Origin of the sequence: Rhodococcus sp. ARP2 (assembly GCF_001029585.1) — a bacterium.
GTDB lineage: Bacteria > Actinomycetota > Actinomycetes > Mycobacteriales > Mycobacteriaceae > Rhodococcus_F > Rhodococcus_F erythropolis.
The window spans coordinates 79,229-95,186 of the sequence record NZ_LEKE01000026.1; the positions used below are offsets into that span (position 1 = coordinate 79,229).

The window sequence follows — 15,958 nt, forward strand, 5'->3', positions numbered from 1 at the left end:
TCGTGTCGGGAATCGGAATACAGATCCTCGACACGAGGCGGAAATCGACTACTTCTGTGCGCTGAGCTTCCGGTAAGCCAGCACGTCGTCGATGATGCCGTACTCCTTGGCCTGCTCGGCCGTGAGGATCTTGTCGCGATCGGTGTCGACGCGGATGGTCTCCGGATCCTTGCCAGTGTGCAGCGACAGCGTGCTCTCCATGAGTCGACGCATACGCTCGATTTCCGCAGCCTGGATCTCCAGATCGGAAACCTGACCCTGGATGCCGCCCGTGGCCGGCTGGTGAATCAGAATGCGCGAGTTGGGGAGCGCGAAGCGCTTGCCCGGCGTACCACCGGCGAGAAGCACAGCAGCTGCCGAAGCAGCCTGACCGAGGCAGACGGTGGAGATGTCGGCACGGACGTACTGCATCGTGTCGTAGATCGCCATCAGCGCGGTGAACGAACCACCGGGCGAGTTGATGTACATGGTGATGTCGCGGTCCGGATCCTGCGATTCGAGAACCAGCAACTGTGCCATGAGGTCGTTGGCGGAGACGTCGTCGACCTGCGAGCCGAGGAAGATGATGCGCTCCTCGAACAGCTTGTTGTACGGGTCGGACGTCTTGACGCCGTAGCTGGTCTGCTCCGTGAACTGGGGCAGGATGTAACGCGATTGGGGGCCCGACGGCGCCTGGCCGCCCAGCGAGTTAGCTCCGAAAAGATTGGTCATCAGTTCTCCAAAGTATGAATTGGGCAGCGAGAGGATGGACGAACCGGCTCAGTTGCCGGTGCCGCCGGCCTGATTCGCACGGGAGACGACGTGGTCGACGAAGCCGTACTCGAGAGCTTCCTTCGCCGTGAACCAACGGTCACGGTCGGAGTCCGCGGTGATCTGCTCGACCGTCTGGCCGGTGTGCTGAGCGATCAGCTCGGCCATTTCGCGCTTGGTGTGCTTGAACTGCTCGGCCATGATCGCGATGTCACTGGCGGAACCACCGATACCGGCGGACGGCTGGTGCATCATGATGCGGGCGTGAGGCAGTGCGTAACGCTTGCCCTTGGTGCCTGCCGAGAGCAGGAACTGACCCATCGACGCCGCAAGGCCCATACCGAAGGTGGCGATGTCGCACTCGGCGAACTGCATCGTGTCGAAGATCGCCATACCTGCGGTGACAGATCCACCGGGCGAGTTGATGTAGAGCGAGATGTCTCGCGTCGGGTCCTCGGCCGAGAGCAGCAGGATCTGCGCGCACAGCTTGTTGGCGATGTCGTCGTCGACCTGGGTACCGAGGAAAATGATGCGCTCTCGCAGCAAGCGCTCGTACACCGAGTCGCTGAGGTTCAACCCAGCGGTCGCTGAAGTCATGGCGGGACTCTGCAAAGTCTCCAGGTGATTGGAAGTCACGGTACCTGCCTTCTATGTGGATCTACTTGTGCGGTGGATCGTCTATGCGAAACACTTCTACTGACACAGACAGTAACGAAGTAGGGCGGCACCGGAGTCCCGGTGCCGCCCTACTTCGCTCAAAGCGGAAAACTCAGTGCAGTCGATCGTGGTGAAAACACCCGTCCGCCTGCGTTTTTACTTGTCTTCGCTCTCGGCGGAATCAGACGCATCCGCTTCGGTTTCGTCCTCGCTGCTGCCGAACAGTTCAGCGGTGTCGACAACGGCGCCGGAGGTGTCCTTGACACCGGCCGACTCGACGACGGACGCGAGAGCCTTGCCACGACGGACGTCTGCGAAGACGGCGCCGAGCTGGTTGGCCTGCTGGATCTGCTGGATGAACTGCTCAGGAGCCATGCCGTAACGCTGCGCCTGGAACAGGATGCGCTCGGTGAGCTCGTCCTGACCGACGGTGACGTTGCCCGCATCGGCGATCGAGTCGAGCAAGAGCTGCGTCTTGACGGAGCGCTCAGCGGCTTCCTGGGCATCCTTGTCGAACTCTTCGCGGCTGCTGCCCTGCTCTTCGAGGAGCTTGTTCAGTGCCTCTTCGTCGTGATCGAGACCGTGAACGGCGTCATGCAGGGCAGCATCGACCTCAGCCTTGACGACGGCTTCCGGCAACGGAACCTCGACCGTCTCGAGCAGCTGCTCGAGAACCTTGTCGCGGATCTGACCGGCCTGCTCGACCTTGCGGACGCGTGCGACGCGCTCGCGGAGGTCAGCCTTCAGTTCTTCCAGGGTGTCGAACTCGCTGGCGAGCTGAGCGAACTCGTCGTCCTCAGCCGGAAGCTCGCGCTCCTTGACCGTCTGCACGGTCACGGTGACAACAGCTTCCTTGCCCGCGTACTCGCCGGCGACCAGCGTCGACGTGAAGTCCTTGGACTCCCCCGCCTTGAGGCCGATGATGGCTTCGTCGAGGCCCTCGATGAGCTGGCCCGATCCGACCTCGTGCGACAGTCCGCTAGCGGTTGCCTCGGCAACGTTCTCGCCGTCGACGGTGGCCGACAGGTCGATGGAGACGAAGTCGCCGTCCTCGACTGCGCGGTCGACGCCGGTGAGGGTGCCGAAACGCTGACGCAGCGAAAGCAACTGCTCTTCGATGGCTTCGTCGGTGATCTCGATCGGATCGACCTCGACGTTGATGGAGCTGAAGTCAGGGAGCTCGATCTCGGGGCGCACGTCGACCTCGGCGGTGAACTCGAGGAGCTCGCCGTCTTCGATCTTGGTGACCTCGATCTCGGGCTGGCCGATGGCCTTCACGCCGGCGCTGGTGACAGCCTCGGAGTAACGCGACGGCAGAGCGTCGTTGACGACCTGCTCGAGCACAGCGCCGCGACCGACACGTGCTTCGAGGAGGCGAGCCGGAGCCTTGCCGGGACGGAAGCCGGGGAGACGAATCTGCTGCGCGAGGGCCTTGTAGGCCTTGTCGAAATCAGACTTGAGTTCCGCGAAGGGCACCTCAACGTTGATACGGACTCGCGTCGGGCTGAGCTGCTCGACGGTGCTCTTCACGAAACTTCGCTCCTTCGTCTGGTCTTGCTCACAACTTGTGTTGAATCGGTACTGCTGTCTGGCGCGGCACTTCACTCCCGGACTTACTGGAGGTGAAGTGCCATGTACGTACTTGTCGGGATGACAGGATTTGAACCTGCGACCCTCCGCTCCCAAAGCGGATGCGCTACCAAGCTGCGCTACATCCCGTTTCCGATCACATGAAACACACGATACGGCCATCCGAGGCCACGAAGACCGCGGGCCACAAAGGCAGCCACCATCGGTGACCGCGCACAACCCTATCGCGCTCACTACTCTCTCACGAACCCGACCGCCGTTTGTACACGGCCCGCCTGCCCGACCCCGTCAGTATGTCATCCGACCGCCGCCACATACAGCCTTGGCTGAACGAAACGTGATGACAGCCGGAATCAGAAGCCGGGCCGCAAGGCAAGACACCCCGACTCGCCGGGCATTTCGGCAATTCCCCAGGTGAAAGACGGTATCGAACTTCTCCAATCCCCCGATTATGAAATCCGGTGGGGCATTGGGTACAGTTTCGTATCGCAGACGACGAACACGGCGATCCCGAGTTGTCGTATGCACGGGGATGTAGCTCAATGGTAGAGCCTCAGTCTTCCAAACTGATCACGCGGGTTCGATTCCCGTCATCCCCTCCATCAGGAGGGAAACTCCACAAAAATCCGCATCGGCCTGGCCGGTGCGGATTTTTTGTATTCAGACTTTGTGCACTCAGGCCACTCCCCTGTGGTCCGTATCCTGGAGTTGTCCGGATCGATTCTGCTCGGGAGGCCACTCGTGACCACGATTCTTCTCATACTCGTCGTTCTGGCCGTAGTCGTATTTCTGGTCATGAAAAGCCAGCAACGCGGTTCCGGCCACAGCGCAACACAACTCGACGACGCGAAAGCCGATGCCAGGCAGGCGATCGAACGCCTCGGCGGTCAGGTCTACAACCTGACCGGCAGTGACGACGCGTCGCGCCAAGCCCTCGCCGACGCGGCCGAACGGTACAACGCCGCAGGCTCGCAGATCGATCAGGCCGCAACGCCGGTGCAAGCACGTCTCGCGAAACAGACTGCGCTGGAAGGGCTTTACTACATCCGCGCGGCGCGGGTGGCAATGGGCATGGATCCGGGACCGGAAGTTCCTTCCATCGACGGACAGAAGGCTGCGGGTTCGGTCACCGAAGACCGTGAGGTCGAATTCGAGGGCCGCAAGGTCGCGGCATCACCCAATCCGTCGTCGCACACACCCAACTACTACCCCGGTGGCCGAGTCGCCGGACGCCCGGTCCCGGCCGGCTGGTACTCCGAACCCTGGTGGAAGCCTGCCCTCGTCGCCGGCGCCTGGGGTCTGGGTTCGATGATGCTGTTCTCGACCATGTTCTCCGGTATGGCCGGGGTTCCTTACGGCGCAGAAGCTTTCGCGCAGGGGGGCGATACGGGAGCCGGCGACTCGGGAGATCAGGGTATGGACGCCGGTGACTCGGGAGCGGATCAAGGAAGTGTCGACAACACCGATTTCACCGCAGACGGTGGAGGCAGCGACTACGGGGACTTCGGAGGCGGCGATTTCGGTGGTGGGGACTTCGGAGGCTTCGACTTCTAAACCGACTGGCACACCGGGCACCAGAACAGGTTTCGCGCCTCCATGACGGAATGCAGGATCGGTGTGCCGCACACGCGGCACGGCGATCCTGCTCTTCTGTAAACGTAAGTCCGCGGACGATCCTTCGCGTACGCCGGATCACCGTTGTCGTGCTCGGCGCGAACGACGTGCATCTTCCCGCGCCTGACACCAACCTTCATCAATTCGACAAGATCTGCCCACATGGCAGTCCATTCGTCGTGAGAGACGAGATTCCCCGGTCGTTCGGGGTTGATTCCGTGGCGAAAGAGAAGTTCGGCGCGATAAACGTTGCCGACACCCGCCAGGACCGCTTGGTCCATGAGCAGCGCGCCGATCGCCTTCTTGGACTTGGAGATTCGCACCCACGCCTTGCGCGGATCCGCGCCTCGGCGCAGTGGGTCCGGCCCGAGTCTGGCCTCGATCGCGGCAACCTGAGGCGGCAGCAGGACTTCGCAGGCGGTGGGACCACGAAGGTCGGTGCCGAAATCGGCACCGACCATTCGCATCCGGACCTGGCCTACCGGTTCTTCCATCGGCAGGGCGGAGTCGGTGAACTTTCCGTACAGCCCGAGGTGTACGTGAACTGTCAATCCGTTGTCATAGGTGTGCCAGAGGTGCTTCCCCCAGGCATCCGAGGACGTGAGTACGTGTCCGTCCACCAGACGCGCGTCCTCGGCGAATCTGCCTTGCGGGCTGAGGACGCGGACCGGTGAACCGACGAACTTGCGGGCATGCAACCGTGCCAGTCGATGCAGGGTATGACCTTCAGGCACGGAACAACTTTCGGATCAGGCTTGCGGCAGAGCCGGTGCGACGCCGGTCTTCTCGTACTCGGACAAGATGTCGATACGACGCTGATGACGCTCTTCACCCGACCATGCGGTGGCGAGGAAAGCGTCGACGATGGCGAGTGATTCCTCGAGGGAATGCATACGTCCGCCGATGCCGATCAGCTGAGCGTTGTTGTGCTCGCGGGCCAGCTTCGCCGTTTCGACGCTCCAAGCGAGAGCGCACCGTGCGCCGGGAACCTTGTTCGCGGCGATCTGCTCACCGTTGCCACTGCCACCCAGGACGATTCCCAGGCTGCCCTCGTCGGCAACGACGCGCTTTGCGGCTTCGATGCAGAATGCCGGGTAGTCGTCCACGGCGTCGTACTCGTGAGCACCACAGTCGATAGCCTCGTGGCCGTTCGCTTTCAGGTGTTCGATGATCTCGTTCTTACGTTCGAATCCGGCATGGTCGGCACCCAGGTATACGCGCATGGCGACAATTCTCTCAGGCCCGACCAGCCGGGCGCACCCGGGTCGACGTCACACTTTCAGGAACACGCATCGCCGCGCGAGCGCACCTATCGTGGTGCCCATGTACCCCGTCAACGGCCAGGCCGCTGCACCCGCCGTTCGTGTGTCACCAGGCAGTGACGCGGTTCGCCACCCGTGGGAAATCCCGCTACTCGTGCTCGCCGTTCTGACGACAGTCGTCACCTATGTGGTGGCGATCGTTCTGATCGCTGCGGGTGATCTGTCGACGTGGATCCTCGTGGTGCTCGCGGCTCCGATCCTGCTGTTCCTCGCGCGAGGTCAGCTGTACGGATCGCAGCAGGTCAACGGAATCAAGATGACGCCTTCGCAATTTCCGGAGGGGTATCAGCTGGTCGCCGAGGCCGCGGCACGGTTCGGCATGAAAACTCCGCCGGATGCCTACGTCGTGCTGGGGAACGGACGGATCAACGCATTTGCGTCAGGGCACGGATTTCGGCGTTTCGTCGTCGTCTACAGCGACCTGTTCGAGGTCGGTGGGCAGGCCCGCGAGCCCGATGCGCTCGCATTCATCATCGGTCACGAGGTCGGCCACATCGCTGCTGGGCATGCGTCGTACTGGCGCCAGTGGGGACAGTTCGCGTCGAACTACATTCCGGTGATCGGGTCTTCGCTGTCGCGTTCCATGGAGTACACGGCAGACAACTTCGGTTTTCACATGCGCCCACAGGGCGCACCGGGCGCCATGGGTGTCCTCGGCGCCGGAAAGTATCTCGTGGGTCTGGTCGGGTTCGACGAACTCGCCGATCGCGCGACACTCGAATCCGGTTTCTTCCCGTGGTTCGTCAACATCTTGTCGTCGCATCCGGTGCTGACCTGGCGTGCGGCCGCGCTTCGCAACCGCACGCACTCAGGGCATCTGTTCTTCCGGCCCGGTCAGCTCTACCGAAATCCGGCGCTCACTACCGCTCAGTCGAACTGAGGATCCTCGTTGCGGGTCCGCTTGAGCTCGAAGAAGTGCGGGTAGCCGGCCAGCGCGACGGCGCCGTCCCACACCTTGCCTGCATCCTCGCCGCGCGGGATACGTGACAGCACGGGACCGAAGAACGCCACGCCGTTGACATGGATCGTCGGGGTTCCGACGTCGGGTCCGACGGCGTCCATGCCCTTGTGGTGGCTCTCACGCAGTGCCTCGTCGTACTTGTCGGTGTCGGCAGCCTCGGCCAGTTCGGGCGGCAGTCCGACCTCGGCGAGCGACGACTTGATGACGTCGGCGAAGTCCTTGTTGCCCTCGTTGTGAATCTTCGTACCCATGGCCGTGTACAGCGGCAGCAGGATCTCGTCACCCTTCAGCTGCGCTGCAGCGATAGCGACGCGGACCGGGCCCCAGGCCTTGGTCATCATCTCGCGGTACTCGTCGGGGAGGTCGCGGCCCTCGTTGAGAACCGCAAGGCTCATCACGTGGAACTTGGCCTCGATGTCGCGTACCTGCTGGGCCTCGAGAATCCAGCGCGAGGTGATCCAGCACCACGGGCAGAGCGGGTCGAACCAGAAGTCAGCAGTGTCCGTGGTCTTACTCGAGGTTGCGCTCACGAAGAAACTCCCTATCAGTTCTTGTCGGTCAGGTTCTGTCAGTTCGGGGACATACTCCCGTTCTGCCAACAATCATGAACCCGTAATCCTTCCCGCGCTTTCCCCCGAACCACCTTCCGATCGCAGTAGTGTCGAAAAGAAACGAGTACGAAGGAGTGGTTCAGTAATGAGCACCAACCGGAGATTCGTGATCGTCGGCGGCGGGCTCGCGGGCGCAAAGATCGCAGAAGCCCTGCGTGACAGAGATTTCGACGGTGAGATCACCGTATTGAGCGAAGAAGACCACCTTCCGTACGAGCGGCCGCCGCTGTCGAAAGAGTTCTTCGCAGGCAAGAAGACACTCCCCGAATTCACCGTCCACGACGGCGAGTGGTTCCGCGACCATCACATCGATCTGAGTCCGGGAACGACGGCAACGGCCATCGACCCCGCTGCGCACACCGTGTCACTTCCGGACGGTTCCACGATCAGCTACGACAAGCTCGCCTTGGCCACCGGCTCACGTTCGCGGCGCCTCGACATCCCGGGGTCCGACGCCGAGGGCGTTCACTACGTGCGAACAGTCGATCAAGCCGCTGCGCTACTGCGCACCCTGGCCGCCGACAAGAAGCTCGTCGTGATCGGTGCCGGCTGGATCGGTCTCGAAATTGCCGCGTCGGCTCGCGGTTTCGACGTCGATGTCACCGTGCTCGAGCATGCCGGCCTTCCGCTCGAATCGACCCTGGGCCCGGAAATGGGTGAGGTCTTCGCCGCTCTGCACCGCCAGAACGGCGTCGACTTGCGCACTGGCACGGACGTCAGCGCAATCTCTGTCGACGGCGATCACGCCGCCGGCGTCACTTTGAGCGACGGCACCGTGATTCCAGCCGACGCCGTATTGATTGCTGTCGGCGCGTTGCCGAACACCGAGTTGGCGTCGGAGGCGGGTATCGACGTCGACAACGGAGTTCTCGTCGACGCCGGTCTGCAGAGCAGCGACCCCGACGTCGTTGCAGTAGGCGACATCGCGGCCGCACAGCATCCGATTCTGAATGCACGAATTCGGGTGGAGCACTGGGCAAACGCACTCAACCAACCCGAGACCGCCGCAGACACCATGTTGGGTCGGCCCGCCGAGTACGTGCGCATGCCGTATTTCTTCACCGATCAGTACGACCTCGGGATGGAATACGTGGGTCACGCGCCGCACGGCGGCTACTCCCGTGTCGTCACTCGCGGCGATGTCGACAAGCGCGAGTTCCTGGCCTTCTGGCTCGATTCCGCGAACAAGGTGCTCGCCGGCATGAACGTGAACATCTGGGATGCCGGTGACGCCATCAAGGAATTGGTCGCCTCTTCGCGTCCCGTCGATCCGGAACGGCTGGCCGATCCGGAGATTCCGCTGGCAGAAGTGTCCGCTTGAGTAGAGCCGTTCTCTTCGTGATGGGATGGACGTAATAGATCCGCACCATCTACGAGGAGATCTTTGTGGTCGCACCGAACCTGACACGCGAAACCGCAGCGAAACGGTCAGCAATCCTGACCGTCGAGAACTACCTGATCGAACTCGATCTCACGGACGGCAACGACGCACCCGGCGAGGAGACGTTCTCTTCGAAGACCACCGTCACGTTCACGGCTACGGCCGGAGCAAGCAGCTTCATCGACATCGTCGCGGCCCGAGTCCATTCCGCGGTCCTCAACGGCACCGCACTCGACGTCTCCGACTACGACGAGTCGACGGGCATCAGCCTTCCCGACCTCGCTGCCGACAACGAGTTGGTCATCGAGGCCGATTGCATCTACTCCCACACCGGCGAGGGGCTGCACCGATTCGTCGACCCGACCGATGACACCGTCTACCTCTACTCACAGTTCGAGACGGCTGACGCCAAGCGCATGTTCGCGTGCTTCGATCAGCCCGATCTGAAGGCGACCTTCGACGTCCGCGTCACCGCTCCCACGTCGTGGAAGGTCATCTCCAACTCCGCGGTCGTCGAGACCCTCGCCGCCGATCCCGGCAAGCACGTTTTCCGGACCACCCCGAAGATGAGCACGTACCTGGTGGCGCTCATCGCCGGTCCCTACGCGCAGTGGACCGACAACTACTCCGACGAGCACGGCGACATCCCGCTCGGAATCTTCTGCCGCGCTTCGCTGGCCGAGTTCATGGACGAGGAGCGGCTTTTCACCGAGACCAAGCAGGGATTCGACTTCTACCACCGCAACTTCGGTGTTCCCTATGCCTTCGGCAAGTACGACCAGCTCTTCGTCCCCGAATTCAATGCGGGCGCGATGGAGAATGCCGGCGCCGTGACCTTCCTCGAGGACTACGTCTTCCGCTCCAAGGTGACCCGCTACTCGTACGAGCGTCGTGCCGAGACGGTGCTGCACGAAATGGCGCACATGTGGTTCGGCGACCTCGTCACGATGGCGTGGTGGGACGACCTGTGGCTCAACGAGTCGTTCGCGACCTTCGCTTCGGTCCTGTGCCAGACCGAGGCCACGGAGTACACGAACGCCTGGACGACGTTCGCCAACGTCGAGAAGTCGTGGGCATACCGCCAGGATCAGTTGCCGTCGACGCACCCGATTGCCGCGGACATTCCGGACCTGGCTGCCGTCGAGGTCAACTTCGACGGCATCACCTACGCGAAGGGCGCCAGCGTCCTCAAGCAGTTGGTCGCCTACGTCGGACTCGAGCCGTTCCTCGCCGGACTGCGTGAGTACTTCCGTGAGCACGCATTCGGAAACGCAACATTCGACGATCTGCTGGGCTCACTCGAAAAGTCCTCGGGCCGTGACCTTTCCGACTGGGGTCGACAGTGGCTCAAGACCACCGGTTTGAACATCCTGCGCCCCGACTTCGATGTCGACGCAGACGGAAAGTTCACCCGCTTCGCCGTCCTGCAGGACGGTGCGGCACCAGGCGCCGGCGAGCGGCGAATCCACCGGATCGCCATCGGCATCTACGACGACGTCGACGGCAAGTTGGTACGAAGCCATCGCGTCGAACTCGACCTCGATGCCGTGGAAAGCACGGATGTCCCCGCACTTGTCGGCGTCGCCCGCGGTGCACTCGTGTTGGTCAACGACGACGATCTCACCTACGGCTCCGTGCGACTCGATCCCGAATCTTTGGCGACGGCGATCGAGCGGGTCGGCGACATCACCGTCTCACTCCCCCGCACCCTGGTCTGGTCGGCGGCGTGGGAAATGACTCGTCAGGCCGAACTGAAGGCACGCGACTTCGTCGCGCTGGTCGAGCGCGGCATCAGTTCAGAGACCGAAGTCGGTGTGGTGCAACGTCTCTTGCTCCAAGCCCAAACCACCATCGGCTCCTACGCAGATCCGGCCTGGGCCGAGGCCGAAGGCGCGGCGAGCTTCGCCAATCGGTTGCTCGAACTCGCACGTGAGGCAGAGGCCGGGTCCGACCACCAGCTGGCATTCGTCAACGCACTCACCGGTGCAGCACTCTCCCCGTGGCACACCGAGGTACTGCGCGAATTGCTCGACGCCGATCCCTCCACCGTTGGGCTCGACGGCCTGATCGTCGACACGGACCTGCGCTGGCGCATCGTCGGGGCACTGGCAGCTGCCGGTGAGATCGACGCCGAAGGAACCGCAACTCCGTTCATCGACGCCGAAGCCCAGCGTGACCCGACCGCTGCGGGCGCTCGTCAGGCCGCGGCGGCCGCGGCCGGACGTCCGCAGGCTGCTGTCAAGGAAGAGGTCTGGGCGAAGGTCGTCGGCGACGACTCGGTGCCCAACATCACCGCACGATCGATCATCGGCGGGTTCGCTCGCGAAGGCCAGGACGAATTGCTCGAACCCTTCGTCTCCCGTTACTTCGCCGACATCGCGGCGGTGTGGGAACGACGCTCGAGCGAAGTGGCACAGACCGTCGTCATCGGGCTGTACCCGGCGTGGTCGATCTCCGCAGAATCCGTCGCGGCGGCAGACCGATTCCTCGAAGGCGACATCCCTCCCGCGTTACGTCGTCTGGTCGTCGAAGGCCAGGCCGGTGTGGTTCGTTCACTCGCAGCACGAAAGTTCGACGCGAGCTGACATGCGAAAGGCCGGTGCCCGCGTCGATTCTCACGAATCGACGCGGGCACCGGCCTGTGTCTGACAAACAGTTACGGCGCTGAAATTGCGGCTGCCATAACGCGGATGGCACTGATCAGTCCGTCGATCAGGTTGCCTTCACTGAAGGATGCAACAGCTGCCGTTGCTCCGAGCTGGGTAACGCGATCAGTGACCCGATCGGCGATTGCCCGCCCGCTGCGTACCTCGACGGTGCGCTGGTTGGGCGAGACGGCGATCAGCACGGAACGCTCGGCTTCGGGCGTGGTCGGGAACAGTGCGTCGGCACCCGCTGCCGGATCAGAACCGAGATCACCGATGTAGGCGTTGAATCGCACCTTGGTGGCCCGCGTCGCTTCGGTCATCGCGACGTCGAGCGCGACCAGGTCCATGGTCTCGAACGGAAGATCGTCGGTGAACGGCTCGCCGATGCGGTGCACACCGGAAACGCGTCCGCTGGACGTGACGACGCTGCCGACGGGCAGGTCCTCGGGCGCTACTGCGAGCGCGGTCGAATGATCACCACTTGCCACTTGCGGACCCTCCGATCAGATCAGCCGAACCGGCTTCGATTGCGTGTGCACTGCCGTGATGGCCACCGCGAACGGTGACTTCGTCGACAGCACTCCACAGCACGGGAGCGTGATCCCACGACTCACCGAGATGGAACGCCGGCGGAACCGGTCCCGGCGTCTTCTTCCCGAGGAAGGACGCAGCCGCGAAGAACGCGGTGATCAAGGCCGGAATCCCAACGTATATCAGTACTACCTCGAGAATGCTCACACCAGATAACGTAGCCCAGAACGCCAGGAAGGAAAGCGTCAGGGCCACAAATTCTCGGGCAATTTCGTTTCGGTGACGACAGAACGCCGCTCAGGCTGCGCCCACGCCGACACATAGCTCAGGCTGCGCCCACGCCGACACATAGCTCAGGCTGCGCCCACGCCGAGATACGGCATCCACGCCGGATGCAATTCCTTGGTCGCCGCGAGCAGACGCCAATGCGGACCGGACGGGGGAACCAATTCCGCACGGAGAGTCCATCCGAGTTCGCTGAGCATCTTGTCGGCCTTGCGGTGATTGCAGGGGGCACAGCACGCGACGCAGTTCTCCCACGAATGCCCGCCACCTCGGCTGCGAGGAACGACGTGGTCGATGGTTTCGGCTTTGGCTCCGCAGTACGCACATCGGAAGTGGTCACGATGCATCAGTGCGGCACGGGTCATGGGGATGCGGGCGCGATACGGAACGCGCACGTAGGTGCGCAATCGAATGACCGAGGGAACCTGCACCGACCAGTCCGCAGAATGGACTACCGGGCCTTGTTCGTCCTCGTGGACGGTATCGGCCTTGCCGCAGGCCATCAGTACGACCGCGCGCCTGGCAGGAAGGGCGGTCAGCGGTTCGTACGTGACGTTGAGCAGTAGCACCCGACGTTTTACCCACTCGGGCACAACGCGATCGGGAGGGAACATCTCGAGGTGAGAATGCTCTTCGGAAAAGAGTGGGTCAGCAGTGTGCGCGAACCCGTCAGGAACAACTTCCAGAACAGCCCCTAACGCGTGGTCGTTCCGCGCGCTAGTGGGCTGGAGTTGTCGGTGATTGCGTGCAGCATGTCGGTTCTTCATACGACCTCCGGGAGACTGCCCCCAAGTTGACCACGGATGATCGCGTTACGCACTCCCATTTCGAACAAAATTGCCAGGACGGCCGGTGAATTTCCGGTGAATGGGTACGCACTCCGACCCGATGCAACCGTCGTCGACCCGGAAACCGACCACTACGGCCGTCAGGCACAATGGAACTTGCCATGAATGACGTACAGCACGACGTGCAGCAGACCTTCTACGACGCCGTCGGCGGAGCCGAGACGTTTCACAAGCTCACCGCGCGATTCTACGAAGAAGTCGCGAAGGACGAGGTTGTGCGCCCGCTCTACCCCGAGGCGGATCTCGGCCCGGCCGAGCGGCGGATGCGGATGTTCCTCGAGCAGTACTGGGGCGGGCCGCACACGTACTCGGAGGAACGTGGGCACCCGCGTCTGCGGATGCGCCACAATCCCTTCGTGATCGGCCCGATCGAGCGTGATGCGTGGCTTCGGTGCATGCACGTCGCAATCGCGTCCATTGACGAGAAGACCCTGAGCCCGGTGCACCGCAAGCAGTTGATCGACTACATGGAGATGGCTGCTGCGTCCATGGTGAACTCCGCCATCTGACCGTTTACTTCGCCTTCGGCCTGAACACACGCGCGATCCGGCGGGCCGCTCGTACCCCGAACGACACCGTGGGATGCAGGGGAGAACTCAAGATTGCGTGCTTGCGCACGTACTCTTCGACCTCCCACTCCGACCAGCTGCCCGCACGGAACAGTGCGGCATCGCCGACGCCCAGGGTTCGTTTCGCGATTCCGTCGCCCTGAACGGTGACCGACCCTTCGATGATGTGCACGATTTCGTCCGCATGGAAGTACCAGCGGAAGCGCCCCTTCGTGCAATCCCAGACGTGCGTAGTCGTGGTCCCGTCTTTACTCGCCGACCATTGCGCCGACCGTGCAACCGGTGTGCCGAAGATTATCCAGTCACGGTTGATCGGATCATCGTCGAGCAGTACGTGATCCAAACTGACCGCTTCGATTGCCGACAAAGTCAAGGCCAAGCCCCCTTGGTTGAATTCTCGATACTTCTCCCCCGGCAGTAACACCAAAGTTGCCACATGGAGTCACCGCGTGAATGCAAAGTACACCAAGGCTAGGTAAAGAGTCACGCTTTTGCCGTGTCCAAGTCGTGAGAGTGCCAGACGTTTGGCACTATGAACTGCTGTGAGCACCCCCGCGGATTCGTCCTCTGTAAGCCGGCCCGAAGCCCCGTGGTGGAACGAGGCGGTCTTCTATCAGATCTATCCGCGTTCCTTTGCCGATTCGGGCAGTGACGGTATCGGCGACCTCGGCGGAGTCGAGGAGAAACTCGGCTACCTCGAACTGCTCGGCATCGACGCGATCTGGTTGAGCCCGGTGATGAAGTCACCTATGGCAGACCACGGCTACGACGTCTCGGACCCTCGCGACATCGATCCCCTGTTCGGTGATCTGGCGACGATGGATTCGCTGATCACGTCAGCCCACGAGCGCGGAATCAAGGTCACCATGGACCTGGTCCCGAACCACACGAGTGATCAGCACGAGTGGTTCAAGGCAGCCCTGGCGTCGGCGCCCGGTTCTGCGGAGCGATCCCGCTACATCTTCCGAGACGGCAAAGGTGAAAAAGGCAACGAACCGCCGAACAACTGGCCGAGCATCTTCGGCGGCCCGGCATGGACCCGCGTCAGCGAAGCCGACGGAACACCCGGCCAGTGGTACCTGCACATCTTCGCCAAGGAACAGCCGGACCTGAACTGGGACAACCCCGAGGTCTTCGACGACCTCGCCAAGACTCTGCGCTTCTGGCTCGAACGCGGAATCGACGGATTCCGCATCGACGTGGCCCACGGAATGGCCAAGCCCGACGGTTTGCCGGACCACGACTGGGAGCTCAACGAGCTCATGCGCAATTCCGACGACGACCCGCGGTTCAACAATCCGGCAGTTCACGAAATCCACCGCGGCATCCGCAAGGTCATGGACGAGTTCCCGGAGGCGATGACCGTCGGCGAGATCTGGGTGAAGGACAACCAGAAGTTCGGCGAATACATCCGGCCAGACGAACTGCATCTCGGATTCAACTTCCGGCTTGCAGAAACCGAATTCTCCGCCGAGTCCGTCCGAGAGGCCGTGGAGAACTCCCTCGCGGCCGTCGCCGAGGTCGGGGGTGTGCCCACGTGGACACTGTCGAATCACGACGTCGAACGTGAAGTCACGCGCTACGGCGGGGGCGAGATCGGAACGCAACGCGCACGGGCGATGATCCTCGTCGAGTTGGCGCTTCCGGGCGCGAGCTTCATCTACAACGGAGCCGAACTCGGCCTGCCGAACGTCGACCTGCCCGACGATGCACTACAGGACCCGGTCTGGGAACGATCCGGGCATGCCGAGAGAGGACGCGACGGCTGTCGAGTGCCCCTTCCCTGGGAAGGAACCGAGCCGCCTTTCGGATTCACCACCGGTGCGAGCACCTGGCTGCCGATGCCGGCCGAGTGGTCGACGCTCACCGTGGAGGCTCAGATCGAGGATGTGGACTCGATGCTCTCGCTGTATCGCGCCGCCCTCGAACTTCGTAGCGCCAGGCCGGAGTTTTCCGGCACCGACATCGATTGGTACGGCAGTCCCCCCGGCTGCCTCGCTTTCCGTCGACGCGGCGGTCTGATCTGCGCTCTCAACACCACGGAGGTGCCGATCGCACTGCCGAGCGGGCAGCTGCTGTTGAGCAGCGCACCACTCGTCGACGGTCAGTTGCCCGTCAACGCTGCGGCGTGGCTGATCTGACCGAACACTCTCGCACGTCGTCAGGCGGCGGCCCCATCGCGCTGGAGGTG

At 62.7% G+C, this 15,958-nt stretch carries 16 protein-coding genes and 2 tRNA genes; 7 read left to right on the forward strand and 11 right to left on the reverse strand.

Annotated features, from left to right (window positions below; translation table 11 throughout):
* Positions 1-48 precede the first annotated feature (48 nt).
* The 4 genes from ABX74_RS06350 to ABX74_RS06365 form a co-directional block, all read right to left on the reverse strand.
* Positions 49-711 carry an ATP-dependent Clp protease proteolytic subunit gene (locus ABX74_RS06350; RefSeq protein ID WP_003944539.1) on the reverse strand — a complete coding sequence of 221 codons (663 nt, stop codon included), beginning with the start codon at positions 709-711 and terminating at the stop codon, positions 49-51.
* 48 nt (positions 712-759) lie between these two features.
* Complete coding sequence (locus ABX74_RS06355; protein WP_007730960.1) at positions 760-1,347, reverse strand: ATP-dependent Clp protease proteolytic subunit; 588 nt, start codon at positions 1,345-1,347, stop codon at positions 760-762.
* Between the two features lie 216 nt (positions 1,348-1,563).
* The gene (gene tig / locus ABX74_RS06360; RefSeq protein WP_019749086.1) at positions 1,564-2,937 is read right to left on the reverse strand and encodes a trigger factor; all 1,374 of its coding nucleotides are present in this window, start codon (positions 2,935-2,937) and stop codon (positions 1,564-1,566) included.
* 115 nt (positions 2,938-3,052) lie between these two features.
* Positions 3,053-3,126, reverse strand: a tRNA-Pro gene (locus ABX74_RS06365).
* A gap of 399 nt (positions 3,127-3,525) precedes the next feature.
* On the opposite strand from ABX74_RS06365, the gene ABX74_RS06370 reads away from it, so the two are divergent.
* Positions 3,526-3,599 (forward strand) — tRNA-Gly (locus ABX74_RS06370).
* A gap of 193 nt (positions 3,600-3,792) precedes the next feature.
* Positions 3,793-4,551 carry a hypothetical protein gene (locus tag ABX74_RS06375; protein WP_047888449.1) on the forward strand — a complete coding sequence of 253 codons (759 nt, stop codon included), beginning with the start codon at positions 3,793-3,795 and terminating at the stop codon, positions 4,549-4,551.
* On the opposite strand, the gene ABX74_RS06380 is transcribed toward ABX74_RS06375, so the two are convergent.
* Positions 4,548-5,345 (reverse strand): Fpg/Nei family DNA glycosylase, encoded by a 798-nt coding sequence (locus ABX74_RS06380; protein WP_047888442.1) that lies wholly within the window; start codon positions 5,343-5,345, stop codon positions 4,548-4,550. The genes ABX74_RS06375 and ABX74_RS06380 overlap by 4 nt on opposite strands.
* A gap of 15 nt (positions 5,346-5,360) precedes the next feature.
* A complete protein-coding gene (locus tag ABX74_RS06385; protein ID WP_003944571.1) occupies positions 5,361-5,834 on the reverse strand; it encodes a ribose-5-phosphate isomerase in 474 nt (157 codons plus the stop codon).
* A 100-nt stretch (positions 5,835-5,934) separates the two neighbouring features.
* Between ABX74_RS06385 and ABX74_RS06390 the strand changes: the two genes are divergently transcribed.
* A complete protein-coding gene (locus tag ABX74_RS06390) occupies positions 5,935-6,813 on the forward strand; it encodes a M48 family metallopeptidase (protein WP_021333424.1) in 879 nt (292 codons plus the stop codon).
* On the opposite strand, the gene ABX74_RS06395 is transcribed toward ABX74_RS06390, so the two are convergent.
* Positions 6,801-7,424: a DsbA family protein gene (locus ABX74_RS06395; RefSeq protein WP_003944541.1), complete on the reverse strand. Its 624-nt coding sequence runs from the start codon at positions 7,422-7,424 to the stop codon at positions 6,801-6,803. The two genes, ABX74_RS06390 and ABX74_RS06395, sit on opposite strands and share 13 nt — an antisense overlap.
* 166 nt (positions 7,425-7,590) lie before the next feature.
* Here ABX74_RS06395 and ABX74_RS06400 point away from each other — a divergent pair, with 166 nt between their 5' ends.
* Complete coding sequence (locus ABX74_RS06400; protein WP_047888443.1) at positions 7,591-8,826, forward strand: NAD(P)/FAD-dependent oxidoreductase; 1,236 nt, start codon at positions 7,591-7,593, stop codon at positions 8,824-8,826.
* A gap of 65 nt (positions 8,827-8,891) precedes the next feature.
* The gene (pepN, locus tag ABX74_RS06405; RefSeq protein ID WP_047888444.1) at positions 8,892-11,471 is read left to right on the forward strand and encodes an aminopeptidase N; all 2,580 of its coding nucleotides are present in this window, start codon (positions 8,892-8,894) and stop codon (positions 11,469-11,471) included.
* Positions 11,472-11,542: 71 nt separating this feature from the next.
* Here the strand turns inward: pepN and ABX74_RS06410 are convergent, their stop codons facing one another.
* The 3 genes from ABX74_RS06410 to ABX74_RS06420 form a co-directional block, all read right to left on the reverse strand.
* Positions 11,543-12,022 carry a DUF5130 domain-containing protein gene (locus ABX74_RS06410; protein ID WP_019749092.1) on the reverse strand — a complete coding sequence of 160 codons (480 nt, stop codon included), beginning with the start codon at positions 12,020-12,022 and terminating at the stop codon, positions 11,543-11,545.
* On the reverse strand, positions 12,009-12,272 hold the full coding sequence (locus tag ABX74_RS06415) for a hypothetical protein (protein ID WP_007730943.1): 264 nt from the start codon (positions 12,270-12,272) through the stop codon (positions 12,009-12,011). The genes ABX74_RS06410 and ABX74_RS06415 overlap by 14 nt, the downstream gene beginning before the upstream one ends.
* Positions 12,273-12,418: 146 nt before the next feature.
* Positions 12,419-13,117: an HNH endonuclease gene (locus ABX74_RS06420; RefSeq protein ID WP_020908239.1), complete on the reverse strand. Its 699-nt coding sequence runs from the start codon at positions 13,115-13,117 to the stop codon at positions 12,419-12,421.
* Between the two features lie 182 nt (positions 13,118-13,299).
* Here ABX74_RS06420 and ABX74_RS06425 point away from each other — a divergent pair, with 182 nt between their 5' ends.
* Complete coding sequence (locus ABX74_RS06425; protein ID WP_003944464.1) at positions 13,300-13,707, forward strand: globin; 408 nt, start codon at positions 13,300-13,302, stop codon at positions 13,705-13,707.
* A 4-nt stretch (positions 13,708-13,711) separates the two neighbouring features.
* Here ABX74_RS06425 and ABX74_RS06430 read toward each other — a convergent pair whose 3' ends face one another.
* Positions 13,712-14,146 carry a cupin domain-containing protein gene (locus tag ABX74_RS06430; RefSeq protein WP_021344735.1) on the reverse strand — a complete coding sequence of 145 codons (435 nt, stop codon included), beginning with the start codon at positions 14,144-14,146 and terminating at the stop codon, positions 13,712-13,714.
* Between the two features lie 163 nt (positions 14,147-14,309).
* On the opposite strand from ABX74_RS06430, the gene ABX74_RS06435 reads away from it, so the two are divergent.
* Positions 14,310-15,908, forward strand: a complete 1,599-nt coding sequence (locus ABX74_RS06435) for a glycoside hydrolase family 13 protein (protein ID WP_019749096.1) — start codon at positions 14,310-14,312, stop codon at positions 15,906-15,908.
* The last annotated feature ends 50 nt before the right edge of the window (positions 15,909-15,958 follow it).